We start from the raw sequence: 17,487 nt of genomic DNA on the forward strand, positions 1-17,487 counted from the left end.
ACTGCTAAAATAGTCGTTCATAGTCGATAAAATAATGATTTATAAATGAGTGTGCTAATTAGACGCCTGTGCCTAGCAACTGCGGTATTCTGCATGAGTGGGTTGTTGGTTGCATGTGGCCCCCAACGACTTCCTTCTGGTTTGGTCTATTGTTCCGAAGGGAATCCCGAGTCTTTTAATCCGCAGTTGGTGACCTCAGGCACTACGATCGACGCCACTTCACACCTGATTTATAGCCGCTTAGTAGACTATGACGCGCTCTCTGGTCAGTTGGTTCCGGCCTTGGCAACCAGTTGGGCTGAAAGTGATGATGGTCTTAGTTATCGTTTTACGCTCAGGGAGGATGTTAAGTTTCAGCATTCTTCCCGTTTTACGCCAAGTCGCTCATTTAACGCCGACGACGTACTGTTTTCCTTCAATCGAATTATCGATAAGCATCACCCTTACCATGGTGTGTCACGCACTGGTTATCCCTTTTTTCAAAGCATTGGTTTTTCTGAACAAGTTAAAAGTGTTGAAAAAATCAATGACTATGAAGTCATCTTTCGCTTAGCCCGTAAGGATGCTTCATTTTTATCGAATTTAGCGACTGACTTTGCCGTTATTCTCTCCAGTGAGTACGCCGAACAACAACTTGCACTAGGTCACCCGGAAAATGTTGACCATTTTGCCATTGGTACAGGGCCTTTTACTTTAGTGCATTACGCCAAAAACGAATATATTCGCTATCGCCGTAATCCAGATTTTTGGGGAGAACCCGCCAATGTCGAGATGTTGGTCTATGATATCACCCCTAAAAGCACCGTGAGATTAGCAAAGTTAATCGCGGGTGACTGCAGTGTTTCAGCACTGCCAAAAGCAGGGGAACTTCCCGTTATTAAGCAACATGAACAGCTCAATATCGAATCACAACCCGGCCTTAACGTAGCATTTTGGGCATTTAACACTCAAAAAGCGCCATTAAATGATGTTCGAGTTCGCCGCGCGCTCGCCCATGCGGTGGATAAACAAAATATCTTACGTGCTGTGTATCAAAACACCGCAATAGAGGCGATAGGCGTACTTCCACCAGCCTCTTGGGCCTACGACAGCAATAAGAAGCTACTCGATTATAATCCCCAAAAAGCCAGAGACCTGCTAAAAGAGGCAGGTATTAACAATCTCAGCATCGATATTTGGGCAATGCCTGTTGCGAGAGCTTATAATCCTAATGCACTGAAAACAGCTGAGTTAATTCAATCTGATTTGGCCAATATCGGTGTTAAAGTCAACATAATCAGTTACGACTGGAGTGTTTTTACCCAAAGATTAAGTCGAGATGAATACGATTCAGTACTCATCGGCTGGAACGCCGATAACAGTGATCCCGATAACTTTTTCACGCCACTACTTAGCTGCGCCTCGATGAAATCAAACAACAACCGCTCTCGCTGGTGCAATAAACAGTTTGATGCCATTCTAGACAGAGCAAGAGAAGTCTCAACACAAGCAGAGCGCAAGCAAATTTATCAAGAAGCCGAAGCATTCATCGCCGAGCAAGTACCAATGCTGAGTTTGGCTCATGCCAAACGGGTCGCTTTAACGCGTAATAATGTACATAATATGCAACTCACGCCTTTTGGCGGCATTTCCTTTACAAAAACCAGCCAAACCACACAGGAGACTAACTGATGTTAAGATACCTGTTACGGCGCCTCAATTTATTCCTAGCGACTTCACTCGTCATGATTGGTGTCCTATTTTATGCAACAGGTTTGTTCCCCATTGAACGCACCTTTGCCCTCACTGGAATACATTCACCATCGGCAGCTCAGCTTAGCCAAATCGAACAAGACTATAAGTTAGATAGCAACAAGGCGTTGCAGTTTATTGCTTATTTACAGCAAAGGCTGAGTGGTAACTTAGGGGTTTCAGTGACGTCCCATCAAAGCGTTGCAGACGAGTTAAGTACCGTACTCCCCGCCTCCTTCGAGCTCGCCGTCATGGCCGCGGTAATCGCCATTGGTTTAGGCGTACCTTTGGGCGTTTTGGCTTCACAAAGTCAGCATAAACTCACCCAAAATACCATTATGGCTATTACTCTTACGGGTTACTCTGTTCCAGTCTTTTGGTTGGGACTGTATTTATCGCTTTGGTTTGGTGTCGATCTCGGTTGGTTGCCAATATCGGGGCAACTCAATCTTTTATATGAGATAAAACCCGTCACTGGTTTTATGCTGGTCGATATCCTACTTTCTGATTCGGAGTATCGCATATCGGCGTTTAAGGATGCACTGCTACACATTATTCTGCCAGCGACAACGCTCGCAGTACTGCCCTTTACTGTGGTAGTACGTAGTACACGTTCTGCAATGATGAATGTGATGAACCAAACCTTTATCCGCGCAGCCGAAGCCAGAGGTATGCACACCAATACCATTATTTTACGCCATGCCTTACCCAACGCGCTTATCCCTGTATTAAAGCACTTAGGTTTAATGCTAGGTGCCTTTGCTAGCTATGCTATTGTTGTTGAAGTGATATTTTCATGGCCAGGTGTAGGCTCTTGGTTAGTATCAGGGATTTATCAGCGGGATTACACGGTTATTCAGGGTGGAATATTGGCTGTCGCCTTGCTGATCATCTTTTTAAGTATTTTGATTGAAGTGCTACATACCGTCTTCAATCCATTAAGCAGAAAAGATCTTTATGCCTCCAGTTAAAATTTATCAGGAAGATCAAATTGCTTCCCCAATGATGCGGGTCTGGCAAAATTTTTCGGCAAACCCTTTTGCCTTAGCGGGATTGTGGACCATTATTTTTCTGCTGCTGCTCACCCTCTTTGGTCCAATGATTGCGCCTTTCGCACCAGAGGCTCAAGATCCACGCGCCCTATTGTTACCTCCCTCTTGGGATCCTTCCGGCACTGTGGCGCATTTTTTAGGCACCGACGATCTTGGCCGGGATATTTTTAGCCGCTTGCTACATGGCGCGCATTTAACCTTTGGCATGGCATTAATGATTGTCGGTACAGCTCTGTTTACTGGATTTATCATCGGCTCACTTTCCGGCATGATGCGTGGATTAAAGTCTAGTATTTTGGGCCATTTGCTCGATGCATTGCTGTCAATCCCTTCGCTTCTGATGGCGATTTTAGTGGTTGCCGTCATGGGGCCAGGGCTTGAAAACGTCTTCTGGGCCGTGGGCATTGCCTTAACGCCGCAGTTTGTCCGCTCTATTCATCAATCGGTCCATGAAGAATTACAAAAAGAATATGTTACCGCTGCCCGTTTGGATGGAGCCAATTCAATGCAGATTTTTTGGTATGTAATCATGCCAAACGTCTGGGAAGTGGTGATTATTCAAACGACCTTAGCCATTTCTGCCGCGATTTTAGATATTGCTGCCCTCGGCTTTTTAAGTCTTGGTGCTCAAGCCCCTAGCCCAGAATGGGGCGCTATGGTGGCGCAAGGCATGGATAATTTATTGACCGCACCTTGGACTGTAACTATTCCAGGACTGGCGATTCTCTTTAGTGTGCTTGCCATAAACTTGGTAGGCGATGGCTTGAGATCGGCGCTTGCGCCCATCAGAAACTAACCTATGCCATTACTCGACGTTAGAAACCTGACTATTGAACTCGACACGCCCCACGGCAAAGTGCGGGCTCTTGAGAAAGTAAGCTTGACCTTGAATGCGGGTGAAATCCACGGCCTAGTGGGTGAATCCGGCTCGGGCCGAAGTCTACTCGCCAGAGCCATTCTAGGGATCCCTGGCCCCAACTGGACCATTACTGCCGACCGCATGATGTGGGATGGTAATAATCTGATGGCCATGACCTCGAAGGAGCGCCGTAATCTGATGGGCTCAGATATGGCGATGATCTTCCAAGACCCATCAGGTAGCCTTGATCCTTCGCAAACCGTGGGTAGCCAGCTGATGCAGGCCATGCCTAAGAATCCTAAAGCTTATTTTTGGCAAAAGCATAAACATGCCAAACTCACGGCGCAGAAATGGCTACACAAAGTTGGCATTAAAAATCCCCAAAAAGTCATGTCCAGCTATGCATGGGAATTATCCGAAGGCGAATGCCAAAAAGTGATGATCGCCATGGCAATTGCCAACCAGCCTAGATTATTAATTGCAGATGAGCCGACAAACTCGATGGAGCTGAGTACTCAGGCTCAGATATTTCGCCTACTATCACAGCTTAACCAACTGCAAAATGTGTCAATTTTAATCATCAGTCATGAGCTTGAGACGCTGGCACAATGGTGCGATCACCTATCGGTACTCTATTGCGGCCAAGTGATGGAGTCAGGACCGACGGATGAATTGATTAATCAGCCCTATCATCCTTACACTAAGGCACTCTTGGATAATATGCCGGATTATTCGGGGATAGAGGCGCACAAGGCCATTATGCCAACACTGCCAGGCTCGGCGCCAGCACTCCAACATCTCCCCATTGGTTGTCGCTTAGGGCCAAGATGTCCTGAGGCGCAAAAGAAATGTGTTAATCAGCCAAGTTTGAGTCATTCAAGAGACCGCTACTTTGCCTGCCATTTCCCTTACCACGGTGAAACGACAAATGACGACTCCACTGCTTAAAGTTAACGATCTCTTTAAAAGGTATGATACTGGTTATAAAGGCTTTACCCGCCAATATAACGATGCCTTAGCCCCGGTTTCCTTTGAATTAAACCGCGGCGAAACCTTAGCTATTGTGGGTGAGGCAGGTTCAGGTAAGAGTACGTTAGCGCGTATTTTAGTGGGCGCAGAACCGCGCAGCGGCGGTGAAATTTACTTCGAAGGCGAAGCTTTAGACAGTCGCAATATCAAACAACGCTGCCGCCTTATTCGGATGATTTTTCAAGATCCTAATACCTCGCTCAACCCAAGGCTCACCATTGGTCAGTTACTCGATGAACCATTGCGCTTTAACACTCAGCTATCTGCCAAAGAGCGTAATTCTCAAGTAATTGAGACATTAAGGAAAGTCGGTTTATTACCTGAACATTCTGACTTTTATCCGCATATGATTTCTGAAGGCCAAAAACAGCGGGTTGCCGTGGCGCGGGCGCTAATGCTCAACCCCAAAATCATTATCGCCGATGAAGCGTTAACCGCTTTAGATCTGTCCGTACGCTCGCAAATCCTCAATTTGCTACTGAAATTGCAAAAAGACTTAGGATTGTCATATATTTTTGTGTCCCATAACCTCAATATTATTCGCCATGTTAGCGATAAAATTATGGTTCTTCATAAAGGCGTTATGGTTGAGAAAGCTCCCACAGAACAGATATTTAATTCACCGCAGCACGAATATACCCAAAGGCTTATTCAGGAGCAGAGCCTGTTTGTTCATAAGCGTTAAACTGCTCCAACCACTTAAATATTCAGGCAAATTGGCTAAAAATAGATGCCATTTAATCGCCGAAGTATTTATCCTATTGGTCATTTTGATAGAAGAAGCTTAAACATGATTATCAAACCCAAAATTCGTGGATTCATTTGTACCACTACTCATCCCGTTGGTTGCGAAGCTAACGTTCAAGAACAAATTGCCTTAACCAAAGCGAAGGGCAAAATCGCCAACGGGCCTAAAAAAGTCCTCGTTGTTGGTTCATCAAGTGGTTATGGCCTGTCTTCACGCATTGCCGCCGCCTTTGGTAGCGATGCAGCAACTATTGGTGTGTTCTTCGAAAAACCAGGTACAGAAGCTAAGCCAGGTACTGCTGGCTGGTACAACTCTGCCGCTTTCGACAAGTTTGCCAAAGCTGAAGGTTTGTACTCTAAGAGCATCAACTGCGATGCCTTTAGCCATGAAGCTAAACAAAAAGTCATTGAGCTAATCAAGCAAGATTTAGGTCAAGTGGATATGGTGGTGTATTCATTAGCATCACCTGTGCGCAAACTGCCTGACTCTGGTGAGCTGGTGCGCTCAGCGCTCAAACCAATTGGTGAGACTTACACTGCAACAGCCGTTGATACAAATAAAGACTGCATTATTGAAGCGACAGTTGAGCCCGCAACAGAGCAAGAAATTGCCGATACAGTAACAGTGATGGGCGGCCAAGATTGGGAATTGTGGATTAACGCGCTCGCCGAGGCTGGCGTATTGAGCGACAACTGCAAGACCGTTGCCTATAGCTATATCGGTACAGAGTTAACTTGGCCAATCTACTGGCATGGCGCATTAGGTAAAGCCAAAATGGATTTAGACCGTGCTGCAAAAGCCTTAAACGATAAGCTCTCAGTGACAGGCGGTAGCGCCAACGTTGCCGTGCTCAAAAGCGTTGTCACTCAAGCCAGCTCAGCCATCCCAGTGATGCCACTGTATATTGCAATGGTGTTTAAGAAGATGCGCCAAGAAGGCCTGCACGAAGGCTGTATGGAGCAAATCTATCGAATGTTCAGTGAGCGTCTGTTCCGTGCCGATGGTGCAAAACCTGAGACCGACAGCGACAACCGTCTGCGTTTAGACGATTGGGAACTGCGCGAAGATATCCAGCAGCATTGCCGTGATCTGTGGCCACAAGTGACCACTGAAAATCTATCAGAGCTGACCGATTATCAAGAATATAAAGCCGAGTTTATTAAACTTTTCGGCTTTGGTATTGAAGGCATCGACTACGACGCTGATGTGAATCCGTACGTTGAGTTCGATGTGATCGAGCTGTAATCGTCACGATTACAGCTTGCTTTTAAACGCCACCCTCGGGTGGCGTTTTTATTTGCTGCAAACCCATGGCAATAGGCTAGAATAGCATGACCATTCAACACTAAATAAGGATAAAGAATGAAGATCAGTGCACGTAATACCCTAAGTGGCACTATTACCGCAATCGAAATTGGCTCTGTAAACAACGAAGTCACTATCGAACTGGCACCGGGCGTAGTGTTAACCTCCGTCGTGACGAAAGCATCCTGTGAGCGTTTAAACTTGAAGGTGGGTGATTCGGCTTACGCACTCATTAAAGCCAGCAGCGTGATGATTGGCGTGGATGATTAAGCTGCTGAAATAGCGCCCATATCGTTTCATAACGCACAAACAAAAAGGCCAAGTAAACACTTGGCCTTTTCTATTTGATTAGCAAAACACTTTATATTTGCTTTGCAAACATAAGGGATAGACTGAGTTATCCCTTATCAACATTAACCTTCTACAGGATAATGGATTTTCGCATTCGCTTTCAGTGACTCGATCAAACCGCGGTAATCCGCTTCGCTGTATTGTGCATTTAGGCGTTGTTTTAGTGCATTGACTAACTCATCGCTAACAGACTCAGCCGCGTTCACTTTGTCCAGTGCAATCACAGCATAGCCATTTGCTAAAGCGACAGTATCAACCACAGGTGCAGCACTCGGCGTTGGCATTTGGAAGGTTTTAGTCACAATGGCCGCGTCTAAATCCTGTGCACCACGCCCCAATTTAGCCTTAGCGATTAAGCTCACATCAGCAGCGCCCGCTTTCACTTGCGCCATTAACTCTTCTGCTTTAGCACGTGCTGCTGCGTTCGCTTGATCTTGCTTTAAACGCTCTGCGATGTCGGCCTTCACTTCGGCTAATGGCATAGTGCCCGCATCGTGATGTTCTTTCATGCGAATAACCACTACGTGATTCGGTTCAAGCTCAATCACTTCACTATTTAGCCCTTGGCGCATCACTGAGTCTGAAAATGCTGCTTTTACTACATCAGGCTTATTCAATGCCGCTGGCACATCATCACGTGAAAATAGCGGCGTTGTCTTAATCTCAACACCCACCACTTTTGCGGTTTCGGCTAAGGTATCAGGCACTTCGTAACTGGTATCGGCCAATTTGCTCTGCAAGCTATAGAATTGATCTACCGCTTTTTTCTCTTGTAACTGAGCAATAATCTTAGTTTTAACGTCGGCAAAGGGCACTGTGGTACCAGGCTGAACGTCTAACAGTTTGATGATGTGGAAACCAAAATCTGTTTTGACGACAGCTGAGTGTTGACCTTTTTGCAGAGCAAAAAGCGCAGCATCGAATGAGGGGTCCATCACACCGGGCTCAAACCAGTCTAATTTACCGCCCTGCTCCGCACTTAACGTGTCTTCAGAATTGGCTTTGGCTAACTCAGCAAAATCAGCACCGTTATCTAACTGCTTGGCTAAATCTTCAGCCTTGGCTTTCGCTGCGGCTTCATCGCTACCTGGAGCAATCAGAATGTGCGCGGCTAAACGTTTCTCGTTAGACACATATTGCGTCTTATGCTCATCGTAGTAAGCCTGAGCTTCTCCTTCGGTCACTTTGCTGTCTTTGGCAAAATCAGCCGCGTTTAACTCAACATATTCTAAACTCACCTTCTCTGGGCTCATAAACTGGCCCTGGTTGGCGTCATAGTAGTTTTTTACTTGCTCGTCTGTCACAGAGGCATTCGCAAGGAATGGCGCTGAATCGACGACTAAGTAGCGAATGTCGCGAGTTTGACCTTGCAGCTCAGCTAATTGCTTAGCTTCACCTGGTAATACGAATTCAGTGCCCACTAACGCCGCAGTTAACTGACGACGAGTCATATCGACACGCATCATGCTTCTGAAGGTTTGTGGCTGGTAGCCTAACTGACGCAAAATCGCCTGATAACGGTCGTTATCGAATTTGCCATCGGTTTGGAAAGCGGGTTCTGATTTAATCGCCGTGATAATTTGCTCGTCAGACACACGCAGCCCCATCGCTGCGGCAGCTTGGTCAATCAATTTATCGGCCACTAAACGTTCGAGTACGCTCTGCTTAATGCTTTCTAGGTATCTTTCGTCGGCAGATAACGCAGCAAACATTTCGCCCAGTTGTTGTTCCATACGAGCGCGTTCGCTCTGATAGGCCTGCTCTAACTCAGCTTTAGTGATTTTGTCACCGTTGACTTCTGCGGCAGGGACGTCCGATTTTGAGCCTAAATAGCTACTCACGCCTGCAAATGCAAAAGATAAAATCACAAGTACGAGAATGCCTTTAGCAATCACGCCTTGCGAACCGTCGCGGATCTTTTCTAACATCAGATTTCTCGTTCGTTGCGATTAACAAAATAAAAAGGCGCATCAGCTTGAGATGCGCCTTTCTGTAATTAATAGGGATTATTCAGACGCTACCACTGGTAAGTGCTAAAACCCCGAGTAATGGTAGAAATTGACCTTCAAAATCCATTACTTTCAATTCGTAAAAAGCACTGTTTAAACAGTGCTTATCATTACGAACGCCTTACAAAGGCTGCGATATCAAAAATTAATTGACAGCGTCTTTCAGAGCTTTACCCGCTTTAAAAGCTGGGATCTTTGCTGCTGCGATTTTGATTTCTTCACCCGTTTGTGGGTTGCGGCCAGTGCGTTCAGCGCGCTCACGCACTTCAAAAGTACCAAAACCAACAAGAGAAATTTTATCGCCTTCTTTCAAACCTTCAGTCACAGCTGCGATAAAAGAATCCAGTGCACGGCCGGCAGCGGCTTTAGAAATGTCAGCACCAGAAGCGATTTTCTCGATTAGTTCAGATTTGTTCATGTCATCCCCTTGAATGTAATTTTTTTGCGCCGCAACCAAATCCGTCTCTAGAGCGGTCTGCGGAGGCTTTTATAACAAGCTTGAATTCAAAGTTCAAGCTGAGTTCGAAAACCAAAGAAATAAAACTAGATACAGCTCAAAGCCAGTTGCCCCAAGGGCTTGGAGCAGCTGGCTCTCCACTGACCTAGGCTACCACAGGTCTGCGCTTTGTTAAGCCCCTTTTTTCATTTTTTTTAACGTCATAGCGCATTTTCTTGCGTTATGCCAAGTTTTTAACCACTTCGAAGCCTTCAACGGGTCTTTCTAGCGCCAGTTTTAACACTTCGTCGACCCAACGCACAGGGCGAATTTCTAAATCGGCAATGACATTGGCAGGAATTTCTTCCAGATCGCGCTCATTTTCTTTTGGAATAAGCACCAATTTAATGCCACCGCGATGTGCTGCCAGCAGTTTTTCTTTTAAACCACCGATAGGTAACACTTCACCGCGTAAGGTAATTTCACCCGTCATGGCCACATCGGCGCGCACAGGGTTTCCAGTGAGGCTGGAAACAAGCGCAGTACACATTGCAGCACCTGCGGATGGACCATCCTTCGGCGTTGCTCCTTCTGGTACGTGCACATGGATATCACGCTTCTCATAAAAGTCGCCATTGATACCCAATTGTTCCGCACGGGCGCGAACAACTGTCATCGCCGCTTGAATCGACTCTTGCATCACATCGCCAAGTGAGCCTGTGTAAGTCAACTTGCCTTTGCCGGGCACTGAAGTCGCTTCAATGGTGAGCAAATCACCACCCACTTCAGTCCAAGCCAACCCTGTGACTTGACCGATTTGGTTGTTCGATTCCGCCTTGCCATAGTCAAAACGCTGCACACCGAGGAAAGACTTGAGATTATCCGCGGTGACTGTAACTGACTTGATGGATTTATCCAGCAGGATCATTTTCACGACCTTACGGCAAATCTTAGACAACTCACGTTCTAGCGCCCGCACACCCGCTTCACGGGTGTAGTAGCGGATGATGCCGACTATCGCACTGTCTTCGATATGAATTTCATTCGCTTTAAGGCCGTTACGCTCGATTTGTTTCGTCAATAAATGCTGCTTAGCGATATTGAGTTTTTCATCTTCGGTATAACCCGACAGACGGATCACTTCCATACGATCTAAAAGTGGCCCCGGAATATTCATCGAATTCGAGGTCGCCACGAACATTACATCGGATAAGTCGTAGTCGACTTCGAGGTAATGGTCGTTAAAAGTCGCGTTTTGTTCAGGATCGAGCACCTCTAATAGTGCTGATGCTGGGTCGCCACGCATGTCCGAACTCATTTTGTCGATTTCATCCAGCAGGAATAAGGGGTTTTTCACGCCCACTTTGGCCATTTTTTGGATGATTTTACCTGGCATAGAGCCAATGTAGGTGCGGCGATGTCCGCGAATTTCCGCTTCATCACGCACGCCGCCTAAGGCAACACGCACATACTTACGACCCGTCGCCTTGGCAATCGATTGACCGAGTGAGGTTTTACCTACACCTGGTGGTCCAACTAAACACAGGATTGGCCCTTTCAGTTGACGCACACGGCTCTGCACCGCCAAGTATTCCAGAATACGGTCTTTGACCTTTTCCAAACCATAGTGGTCAGTATCCAATACTTCTTGGGCTTTCGCTAAATCACGTTTGATTTTAGAGCGTTGACTCCAAGGCACAGACGTCATCCAATCCACATAGCTACGAACCACGGTCGCTTCGGCAGACATCGGCGACATCATACGTAATTTATTCAGTTCAGCGACCGCCTTTTCTTTGGCATCGCTTGGCATATTGGCTTCTTCAATCTTACGATTTAAGACTTCAAATTCGTCATGGCCTTCGTCTAAGTCACCCAATTCTTTTTGGATGGCTTTCATTTGCTCGTTCAGATAGTACTCACGTTGGCTCTTTTCCATCTGTTTTTTAACGCGGGTACGGATGCGTTTCTCGACCTGTAACAGATCAATTTCCGACTCCATCATCGCCATTAAATATTCAAGACGTTCGCCAATATTGGTCATCTCAAGGACGGATTGTTTGTCCTCAAGCTTAAGCGGCATATGGGCCGCCATGGTATCGGCAAGGCGCGCCGCTTCATCGATGCCCGAGAGTGAGGTCAAGACTTCAGGAGGGATCTTCTTGTTGAGCTTGATATAGCCTTCAAATTGGCCAATCGCGCTACGAACCAAGACTTCCTCTTCTTTGTCTTCTAAAGGCTCAGATTCGAGATATTCAGCCTTAGCCACAAAGAAATCTGCTTCTTGGGTATAACGCGTAATACGGGCGCGGCGACCACCTTCGACCAGCACCTTGACTGTACCGTCTGGTAGTTTCAGCAGTTGCAGAATAGATGCCACTGTACCAACGTCAAAGATATCGTCTTTGGTCGGCTCATCTAACTCAGCATCACGCTGAGCAACTAAAATAATTTGCTTATCCTGGGCCATTGCCGTTTCGAGACAACGAATCGATTTTTCTCGGCCAACGAACAACGGAATTACCATATGGGGATAGACCACCACATCTCTCAGTGGCAGCACGGGGAGTTCGATATGCGCTTCACGCTCTAAGGTCATAGTTCGATTCCGTTTAAATAAAAGGGATTTGTTAAGGAGTATATTGGGGCGGTTTAGTCCCTTTCAATGGTCAATACGAAAAAAGGAGCCCATTGGACTCCTTGATTTTCAGTTTATTAGCTATCTGTACAATTATTGTTCGCCAGAAGCCGCCTGTGCTTCATTGCGCTCATAAATCAGAATCGGTGCAGACTCACCATTAACCACTGACTCATCGACAACCGCTTTCACTACACCTTCTATCGATGGGATATCATACATAGTATCAAGTAAGATACCTTCTACGATGGAGCGTAAACCACGGGCACCTGTTTTACGTGACATGGCTTTATGGGCAATCGCTTTAAGTGCATCTTCGCGAAACTCTAATTCGACCCCTTCCATCTCAAACAGTGCGTTGTACTGCTTAGTTAAGGCATTTTTAGGCTCAGACAGAATTTGCACTAATGCATCTTCATCCAATTCAGTTAGTGTAGCAACGACAGGTAGACGGCCAATAAACTCGGGGATCAAGCCGTATTTAACTAAATCGCCTGGCTCAACTTGAGACAGGGTTTCAGATATCGTTGCTTTATCTTTTTCGCCTTTAACTTGCGCACCAAAACCGATACCCGAACCAACATGAGCACGTTGTTCAATCACCTTTTCAAGACCCGCAAATGCACCACCACAAATAAAGAGGATCTTAGAGGTATCTACCTGTAAAAACTCTTGCTGTGGATGCTTACGTCCACCTTGAGGCGGAACCGCGGCAACCGTACCTTCGATAAGTTTCAGCAGTGCTTGCTGCACGCCTTCACCCGATACGTCACGGGTAATCGAGGGGTTATCCGATTTACGGCTGATTTTGTCGATTTCGTCGATATACACGATACCACGCTGCGCTTTCTCAACGTCGTAATCGCACTTTTGCAGCAGCTTTTGAATGATGTTTTCAACGTCTTCACCCACATAACCGGCTTCAGTTAAGGTGGTAGCGTCTGCCATAGTAAATGGGACATTCAATGAGCGCGCGAGCGTTTCGGCCAGCAGTGTTTTACCGCTGCCCGTTGGACCAATCAGCAGAATGTTACTCTTGCCCAATTCCACCCCATCTTTAGGGGATGAATTTCTCAGACGTTTATAGTGATTGTATACCGCAACAGAAAGGACTTTTTTAGCTCTGTCCTGCCCAATGACATAATCATCTAAATGTGCACGCAACTCATGTGGCGTGGGTAATTTATCATTATCACGCTTGGGGGAGATTTCTTTAATCTCTTCACGAATAATGTCATTACATAACTCGACACATTCGTCGCATACATATACTGATGGGCCTGCAATCAGTTTTCTGACTTCATGCTGGCTCTTACCGCAAAAAGAGCAGTACAGCAATTTACCGCTGTCACCATTATTTTTGTTGTCGCCCATTAATTACCTCATTTGCAGTCTGCTCTACTGCTTATCTTAAACTTGTTCACTTTAAACTCAGCGTTGCTTTACAGAGCATAGCCCAGTCAAAAGTAAAAATCAGCTGCGTTTAGTCATCACTGCGTCAACTAAACCATATTCCACAGCTTGAGTAGCGCTCATGAAGTTATCACGATCAGTATCACGCTCAATTACTTCGAGTGGCTGGCCCGTATGCTCTGACAGCATCAGGTTCAGTTTATGCTTGATGCCTAAGATTTCTTGGGCATGAATAGCGATATCAGAAGCCTGACCTTGGAATCCACCCAGTGGTTGGTGGATCATCACACGAGAATTAGGTAAGCAGAAACGCTTGCCCTTTTCACCGCCAGCTAATAAAAACGCACCCATACTGGCCGCTTGACCAATACACACCGTACTCACATTAGGCTTAATAAATTGCATGGTATCGTAAATCGCCATGCCCGCGGTGACTGACCCACCGGGTGAGTTGATATATAAAAAGATATCTTTATCTGGGCTTTCTGATTCGAGGAATAGCAACTGCGCCACAATCAGATTCGCCATATGCTCTTCAACTTGACCCACTAAAAAGATAATCCGCTCTTTTAACAGACGAGAATAAATGTCGAATGAGCGTTCACCCTTAGCAGTCTGTTCGATCACCATAGGCACTAAAGCACTTTGTATGTCTGACGCATTATGCATTATTCATTTCCCTAAATAAAAATGGCTCGCATGAGGAGCCTCATACGAGCCATTATAAATGGCGAACTGCCAATCAAGTCAAGCTTAGCTTATGCGCGACCTGTAGCCTTGTTCATAAATTCTTCAAAAGCGACTTCTTTTTCGGTCACTTTGGCTGTTTTAAGCAGTGCTTCAACAGCTTGCTCTTCAAGCGCAACGTTGCGCATGTTTTGCATCAGCTCTTTATTGCTGTTGTAATACGCAATCACTTCACTTGGATCTTCATAAGCAGAAGCCATAGAAGCGATTAAGCCTTGTACACGCTCATCTTCCGCTTTCAGCTCGTTAGTCTTGATGACTTCGCCTAATAACAGACCGATCTTCACGCGACGAGCTGCTTGCTCAGTGAATAATTCAGCTGGCAGTTCAGGCATGTTCGCCGTTTGACCGCCGAAACGTTGCATCGCTTGTTGACGCAATACGTTAACTTCACCATCGATCAGTGCTTTTGGCAGTTCGATGTCATTGTTAGCTAATAAACCTGCGATCACTTGCTCTTTCACATTAGCTTTTAACGCTTGCTCAAGCTCACGGTTCATGTTCTTACGGATTTCAGCTTTAAGGGCTTCTAAACCACCTTCGCTGATACCGAATAATGCTGCAAACTCATCGTTTACTTCAGGTAAGTTAGCCGCTAATACTTCAGTTAAGGTGATAGCAAACTTAGCTGCTTTACCTTTTAAGTTTTCAGCGTGATATTCTTCAGGGAAAGTCACGTCGATAACGAACTCTTCACCGGCTTTGTGACCTAAGATACCCGCTTCAAAACCTGGGATCATACGGTTACTACCTAATTGCAGTTCGAAATCTTCAGCTTTGCCGCCTTCGAATTCAACACCATCAACTGAACCCACAAAGTTCATTTTCACTTTGTCGCCGTCAGCTGCTTCACGCTCAACAGCGGCGAAAGTCGCGTGTTGCTTACGTAAAGTTTCGATCATGCTGTCTACATCAGCATCGGTTACAGAGGCTTTTGGTTGCTCTACTTCGATTGCATCTAAACCTTTCAACTCAACTTCTGGGTAGATTTCGAAAGTTGCTACGAATTCGAATTTTTCACCGTCAGTTGCACCTGGAACGAAAGTTGGTGCACCTGCTGGGTTTAATTTCTCAGCGATGATCGCTTCGATAAAGTTACGTTGCATCACTTCACCAGTGATGTCTTGACGAATAGCTGCGCCATAACGTTTGTTGATTACAGTAACAGGCACTTTGCCAGGACGGAAACCTGGGATACGAGCACGCTTAGCTTCACGTTGTAAACTGTCTTTAACCAGTTTTTCAATTTGTTCAGCAGGAACAGAAATGGTCAGGCGACGCTCTAGGCCTTGGGTTGCTTCAACAGAAACTTGCATTGTTTTACCTCGAAATTTGTCTAACGTCCTTTGTAATAGTCGAATCTTCAACTATTCAGGTATTCGTTTCTTGATCATTAAATTTGACTACAATGCCCACCACTACTGGCTTTTGGCACAGGTCGCTGTTAGTTGATATCTATCAAGACGCGACATTATAGCCACCGTTTTGTGCAGAGTCGAGCCTCAACGGCCGAATCTAGGGTATAAAAAAAGCGACCAGAGGTCGCTTTTTTTATTTTGTACTCAAAGTACTAAAAATGGGGTGACTGATGGGGCTCGAACCCACGACAACCGGAATCACAATCCGGGACTCTACCAACTGAGCTACAATCACCACTGAAACTGGTACGCCCGGCAGGATTCGAACCTGCGACCACCCGCTTAGAAGGCGGGTGCTCTATCCAACTGAGCTACGGGCGCATGGTCTACAGATTACTCTGCATCCTAACCGGCGTTGGATAGCATTTGGCTATCCATGCTACTCGCTCATGTAAACACGCGAGCAAATAACAATTAAAGTGGTCGGTGATAGAGGATTCGAACCTCTGACCCTCTGGTCCCAAACCAGATGCGCTACCGGACTGCGCTAATCACCGAAGGTCTTACTATATTTGGCATTAACTCAGAGGGTTTCCTCTGTTCTGCTCTCATCCAAAATCTGGATTTATTACAGTACTGTGCTAATCACCAAAAAAGTCTTCAAAGCAAATCAACACATCTGCTCGAGAACGGAGCGCATCTTAGCCCCTCACTTTGCACCCGTCAACGATTTTTTTAACCGTTCATGCTAGATGCTGAATTATCAGTCGAATACGCTTTTTTTTATCCATTTCACGACGGCATTTGCCATGACACACCCGCTACGCCCTGTTAAAATAGCCGCGATTGCCAATCTCTGTGTTAACTACCGTTTTAACCATCGCCAATATAAAGGATATCCTACACCCATGACAGCCCAAATAATCGACGGCAAGGCGATTGCTCAATCCATCCGCACTCAACTGCGCGAAAAAGTTACCGCCCGTAAAGAGGCTGGACAACGCGTACCAGGTTTAGCCGTGATTCTCGTGGGAGCAGACCCCGCCTCTCAGGTTTATGTTGGTAGTAAACGTAAAGCCTGTGAAGAAGTGGGATTTATTTCTCGCTCCTACGATCTCGATACCAGCTGCAGCGAAGCTGAACTCTTAGCCTTGATTGATCAACTCAACGATGACCCTAACATTGATGGGATATTAGTGCAGTTACCATTACCGGCCCATATCGAAGACTCTAAAGTGATCGAGCGCATTCGCCCCGATAAAGATGTCGATGGTTTCCACCCCTATAACGTTGGCCGTTTAGCACAGCGTATTCCCGTATTACGCTCTTGCACGCCGATGGGCATTATGACACTCATTAAATCCACTGGCGTCGATACCTATGGCTTAGATGCGGTTGTCGTTGGTGCCTCGAACATTGTCGGCCGACCAATGACACTCGAGCTACTGCTTGCAGGCTGCACCACCACAACTTGCCATCGTTTTACTAAAAACCTCGAACAAAAAATTCGCCAAGCCGATTTAGTGGTGGTTGCCGTGGGTAAACCTGGCTTTATCCCCGGTGAATGGATCAAACCCGGCGCTATCGTTATCGATGTGGGTATTAACCGCTTAGAAAACGGCACCTTAGTGGGCGACGTACAATATGATGTTGCTGCGCAAAATGCTAGCTTTATCACACCTGTACCAGGCGGTGTGGGACCAATGACCATAGCCAGTCTTTTAGAAAACACCTTGTATGCCGCCGAGCAATATCACGACTAGGTTCTAGGTTCTAGGTTCTAGGTTCTAGGTTCTAGGTTCTAGGTTCTA

Annotated in this window: 14 protein-coding genes and 3 tRNA genes; 8 read left to right on the plus strand and 9 right to left on the minus strand. The window is 46.1% G+C overall.

Annotated elements, in window-relative coordinates; translation table 11 throughout:
- Positions 1–45: 45 nt before the first annotated feature.
- The 7 genes from AEA42_RS01510 to AEA42_RS01540 all read left to right on the plus strand — a co-directional run bounded on the left by AEA42_RS01510 (position 46) and on the right by AEA42_RS01540 (position 6,994).
- Positions 46–1,671: an ABC transporter substrate-binding protein gene (locus AEA42_RS01510; protein ID WP_055646760.1), complete on the plus strand. Its 1,626-nt coding sequence runs from the start codon at positions 46–48 to the stop codon at positions 1,669–1,671.
- On the plus strand, positions 1,671–2,702 hold the full coding sequence (locus AEA42_RS01515; RefSeq protein ID WP_055646761.1) for an ABC transporter permease subunit: 1,032 nt from the start codon (positions 1,671–1,673) through the stop codon (positions 2,700–2,702). The genes AEA42_RS01510 and AEA42_RS01515 overlap by 1 nt, the downstream gene beginning before the upstream one ends.
- Positions 2,689–3,579: an ABC transporter permease subunit gene (locus AEA42_RS01520; RefSeq protein ID WP_037417217.1), complete on the plus strand. Its 891-nt coding sequence runs from the start codon at positions 2,689–2,691 to the stop codon at positions 3,577–3,579. The genes AEA42_RS01515 and AEA42_RS01520 overlap by 14 nt, the downstream gene beginning before the upstream one ends.
- Positions 3,580–3,582: 3 nt before the next feature.
- Positions 3,583–4,590 carry an oligopeptide/dipeptide ABC transporter ATP-binding protein gene (locus AEA42_RS01525; protein WP_037417214.1) on the plus strand — a complete coding sequence of 336 codons (1,008 nt, stop codon included), beginning with the start codon at positions 3,583–3,585 and terminating at the stop codon, positions 4,588–4,590.
- Positions 4,571–5,356, plus strand: a complete 786-nt coding sequence (locus AEA42_RS01530) for an ATP-binding cassette domain-containing protein (RefSeq protein ID WP_037417209.1) — start codon at positions 4,571–4,573, stop codon at positions 5,354–5,356. Before AEA42_RS01525 ends, AEA42_RS01530 begins: the two co-directional genes overlap by 20 nt.
- 105 nt (positions 5,357–5,461) lie before the next feature.
- Positions 5,462–6,664, plus strand: a complete 1,203-nt coding sequence (gene fabV, locus AEA42_RS01535) for an enoyl-ACP reductase FabV (RefSeq protein ID WP_037428157.1) — start codon at positions 5,462–5,464, stop codon at positions 6,662–6,664.
- A gap of 117 nt (positions 6,665–6,781) precedes the next feature.
- On the plus strand, positions 6,782–6,994 hold the full coding sequence (locus AEA42_RS01540; protein WP_037417205.1) for a molybdopterin-binding protein: 213 nt from the start codon (positions 6,782–6,784) through the stop codon (positions 6,992–6,994).
- 143 nt (positions 6,995–7,137) lie between these two features.
- Here AEA42_RS01540 and ppiD read toward each other — a convergent pair whose 3' ends face one another.
- From ppiD to AEA42_RS01585, 9 genes are all read right to left on the minus strand, one after another.
- Positions 7,138–9,003, minus strand: a complete 1,866-nt coding sequence (ppiD, locus tag AEA42_RS01545; RefSeq protein ID WP_055646762.1) for a peptidylprolyl isomerase — start codon at positions 9,001–9,003, stop codon at positions 7,138–7,140.
- Positions 9,004–9,229: 226 nt separating this feature from the next.
- On the minus strand, positions 9,230–9,502 hold the full coding sequence (gene hupB / locus AEA42_RS01550) for a nucleoid-associated protein HU-beta (RefSeq protein ID WP_006081127.1): 273 nt from the start codon (positions 9,500–9,502) through the stop codon (positions 9,230–9,232).
- 259 nt (positions 9,503–9,761) lie between these two features.
- Positions 9,762–12,119: an endopeptidase La gene (gene lon / locus AEA42_RS01555; protein WP_037428151.1), complete on the minus strand. Its 2,358-nt coding sequence runs from the start codon at positions 12,117–12,119 to the stop codon at positions 9,762–9,764.
- 132 nt (positions 12,120–12,251) lie between these two features.
- A complete protein-coding gene (gene clpX, locus AEA42_RS01560; RefSeq protein ID WP_037417195.1) occupies positions 12,252–13,532 on the minus strand; it encodes an ATP-dependent protease ATP-binding subunit ClpX in 1,281 nt (426 codons plus the stop codon).
- A gap of 99 nt (positions 13,533–13,631) precedes the next feature.
- Positions 13,632–14,240 (minus strand): ATP-dependent Clp endopeptidase proteolytic subunit ClpP, encoded by a 609-nt coding sequence (gene clpP / locus AEA42_RS01565; protein WP_037417193.1) that lies wholly within the window; start codon positions 14,238–14,240, stop codon positions 13,632–13,634.
- Positions 14,241–14,329: 89 nt separating this feature from the next.
- Complete coding sequence (gene tig, locus AEA42_RS01570) at positions 14,330–15,634, minus strand: trigger factor (RefSeq protein ID WP_047538512.1); 1,305 nt, start codon at positions 15,632–15,634, stop codon at positions 14,330–14,332.
- A 261-nt stretch (positions 15,635–15,895) separates the two neighbouring features.
- Positions 15,896–15,971: transfer RNA gene (locus AEA42_RS01575), tRNA-His, on the minus strand.
- A 9-nt stretch (positions 15,972–15,980) separates the two neighbouring features.
- Positions 15,981–16,057, minus strand: a tRNA-Arg gene (locus tag AEA42_RS01580).
- Positions 16,058–16,156: 99 nt separating this feature from the next.
- A tRNA-Pro gene (locus tag AEA42_RS01585) sits at positions 16,157–16,233 on the minus strand.
- A 351-nt stretch (positions 16,234–16,584) separates the two neighbouring features.
- Between AEA42_RS01585 and folD the strand changes: the two genes are divergently transcribed.
- Positions 16,585–17,439 carry a bifunctional methylenetetrahydrofolate dehydrogenase/methenyltetrahydrofolate cyclohydrolase FolD gene (gene folD, locus AEA42_RS01590; protein WP_037428154.1) on the plus strand — a complete coding sequence of 285 codons (855 nt, stop codon included), beginning with the start codon at positions 16,585–16,587 and terminating at the stop codon, positions 17,437–17,439.
- The last annotated feature ends 48 nt before the right edge of the window (positions 17,440–17,487 follow it).

This window comes from Shewanella sp. Sh95 (genome assembly GCF_001308045.1).
Taxonomy (GTDB): Bacteria; Pseudomonadota; Gammaproteobacteria; order Enterobacterales; family Shewanellaceae; genus Shewanella; species Shewanella xiamenensis.

What these genes read in the sequence shown, in the direction of transcription:
- AEA42_RS01510 (WP_055646760.1), top strand. Translation starts at nt 46, where the DNA reads ATGAGTGTGCTAATTAGACGCCTGTGCCTAGCAACTGCGGTATTCTGC.
- AEA42_RS01515 (WP_055646761.1), top strand. Translation starts at nt 1,671, where the DNA reads ATGTTAAGATACCTGTTACGGCGCCTCAATTTATTCCTAGCGACTTCA.
- AEA42_RS01520 (WP_037417217.1), top strand. Translation starts at nt 2,689, where the DNA reads ATGCCTCCAGTTAAAATTTATCAGGAAGATCAAATTGCTTCCCCAATG.
- AEA42_RS01525 (WP_037417214.1), top strand. Translation starts at nt 3,583, where the DNA reads ATGCCATTACTCGACGTTAGAAACCTGACTATTGAACTCGACACGCCC.
- AEA42_RS01530 (WP_037417209.1), top strand. Translation starts at nt 4,571, where the DNA reads ATGACGACTCCACTGCTTAAAGTTAACGATCTCTTTAAAAGGTATGAT.
- fabV (WP_037428157.1), top strand. Translation starts at nt 5,462, where the DNA reads ATGATTATCAAACCCAAAATTCGTGGATTCATTTGTACCACTACTCAT.
- AEA42_RS01540 (WP_037417205.1), top strand. Translation starts at nt 6,782, where the DNA reads ATGAAGATCAGTGCACGTAATACCCTAAGTGGCACTATTACCGCAATC.
- ppiD (WP_055646762.1), bottom strand. Translation starts at nt 9,003, where the DNA reads ATGTTAGAAAAGATCCGCGACGGTTCGCAAGGCGTGATTGCTAAAGGC.
- hupB (WP_006081127.1), bottom strand. Translation starts at nt 9,502, where the DNA reads ATGAACAAATCTGAACTAATCGAGAAAATCGCTTCTGGTGCTGACATT.
- lon (WP_037428151.1), bottom strand. Translation starts at nt 12,119, where the DNA reads ATGACCTTAGAGCGTGAAGCGCATATCGAACTCCCCGTGCTGCCACTG.
- clpX (WP_037417195.1), bottom strand. Translation starts at nt 13,532, where the DNA reads ATGGGCGACAACAAAAATAATGGTGACAGCGGTAAATTGCTGTACTGC.
- clpP (WP_037417193.1), bottom strand. Translation starts at nt 14,240, where the DNA reads ATGCATAATGCGTCAGACATACAAAGTGCTTTAGTGCCTATGGTGATC.
- tig (WP_047538512.1), bottom strand. Translation starts at nt 15,634, where the DNA reads ATGCAAGTTTCTGTTGAAGCAACCCAAGGCCTAGAGCGTCGCCTGACC.
- folD (WP_037428154.1), top strand. Translation starts at nt 16,585, where the DNA reads ATGACAGCCCAAATAATCGACGGCAAGGCGATTGCTCAATCCATCCGC.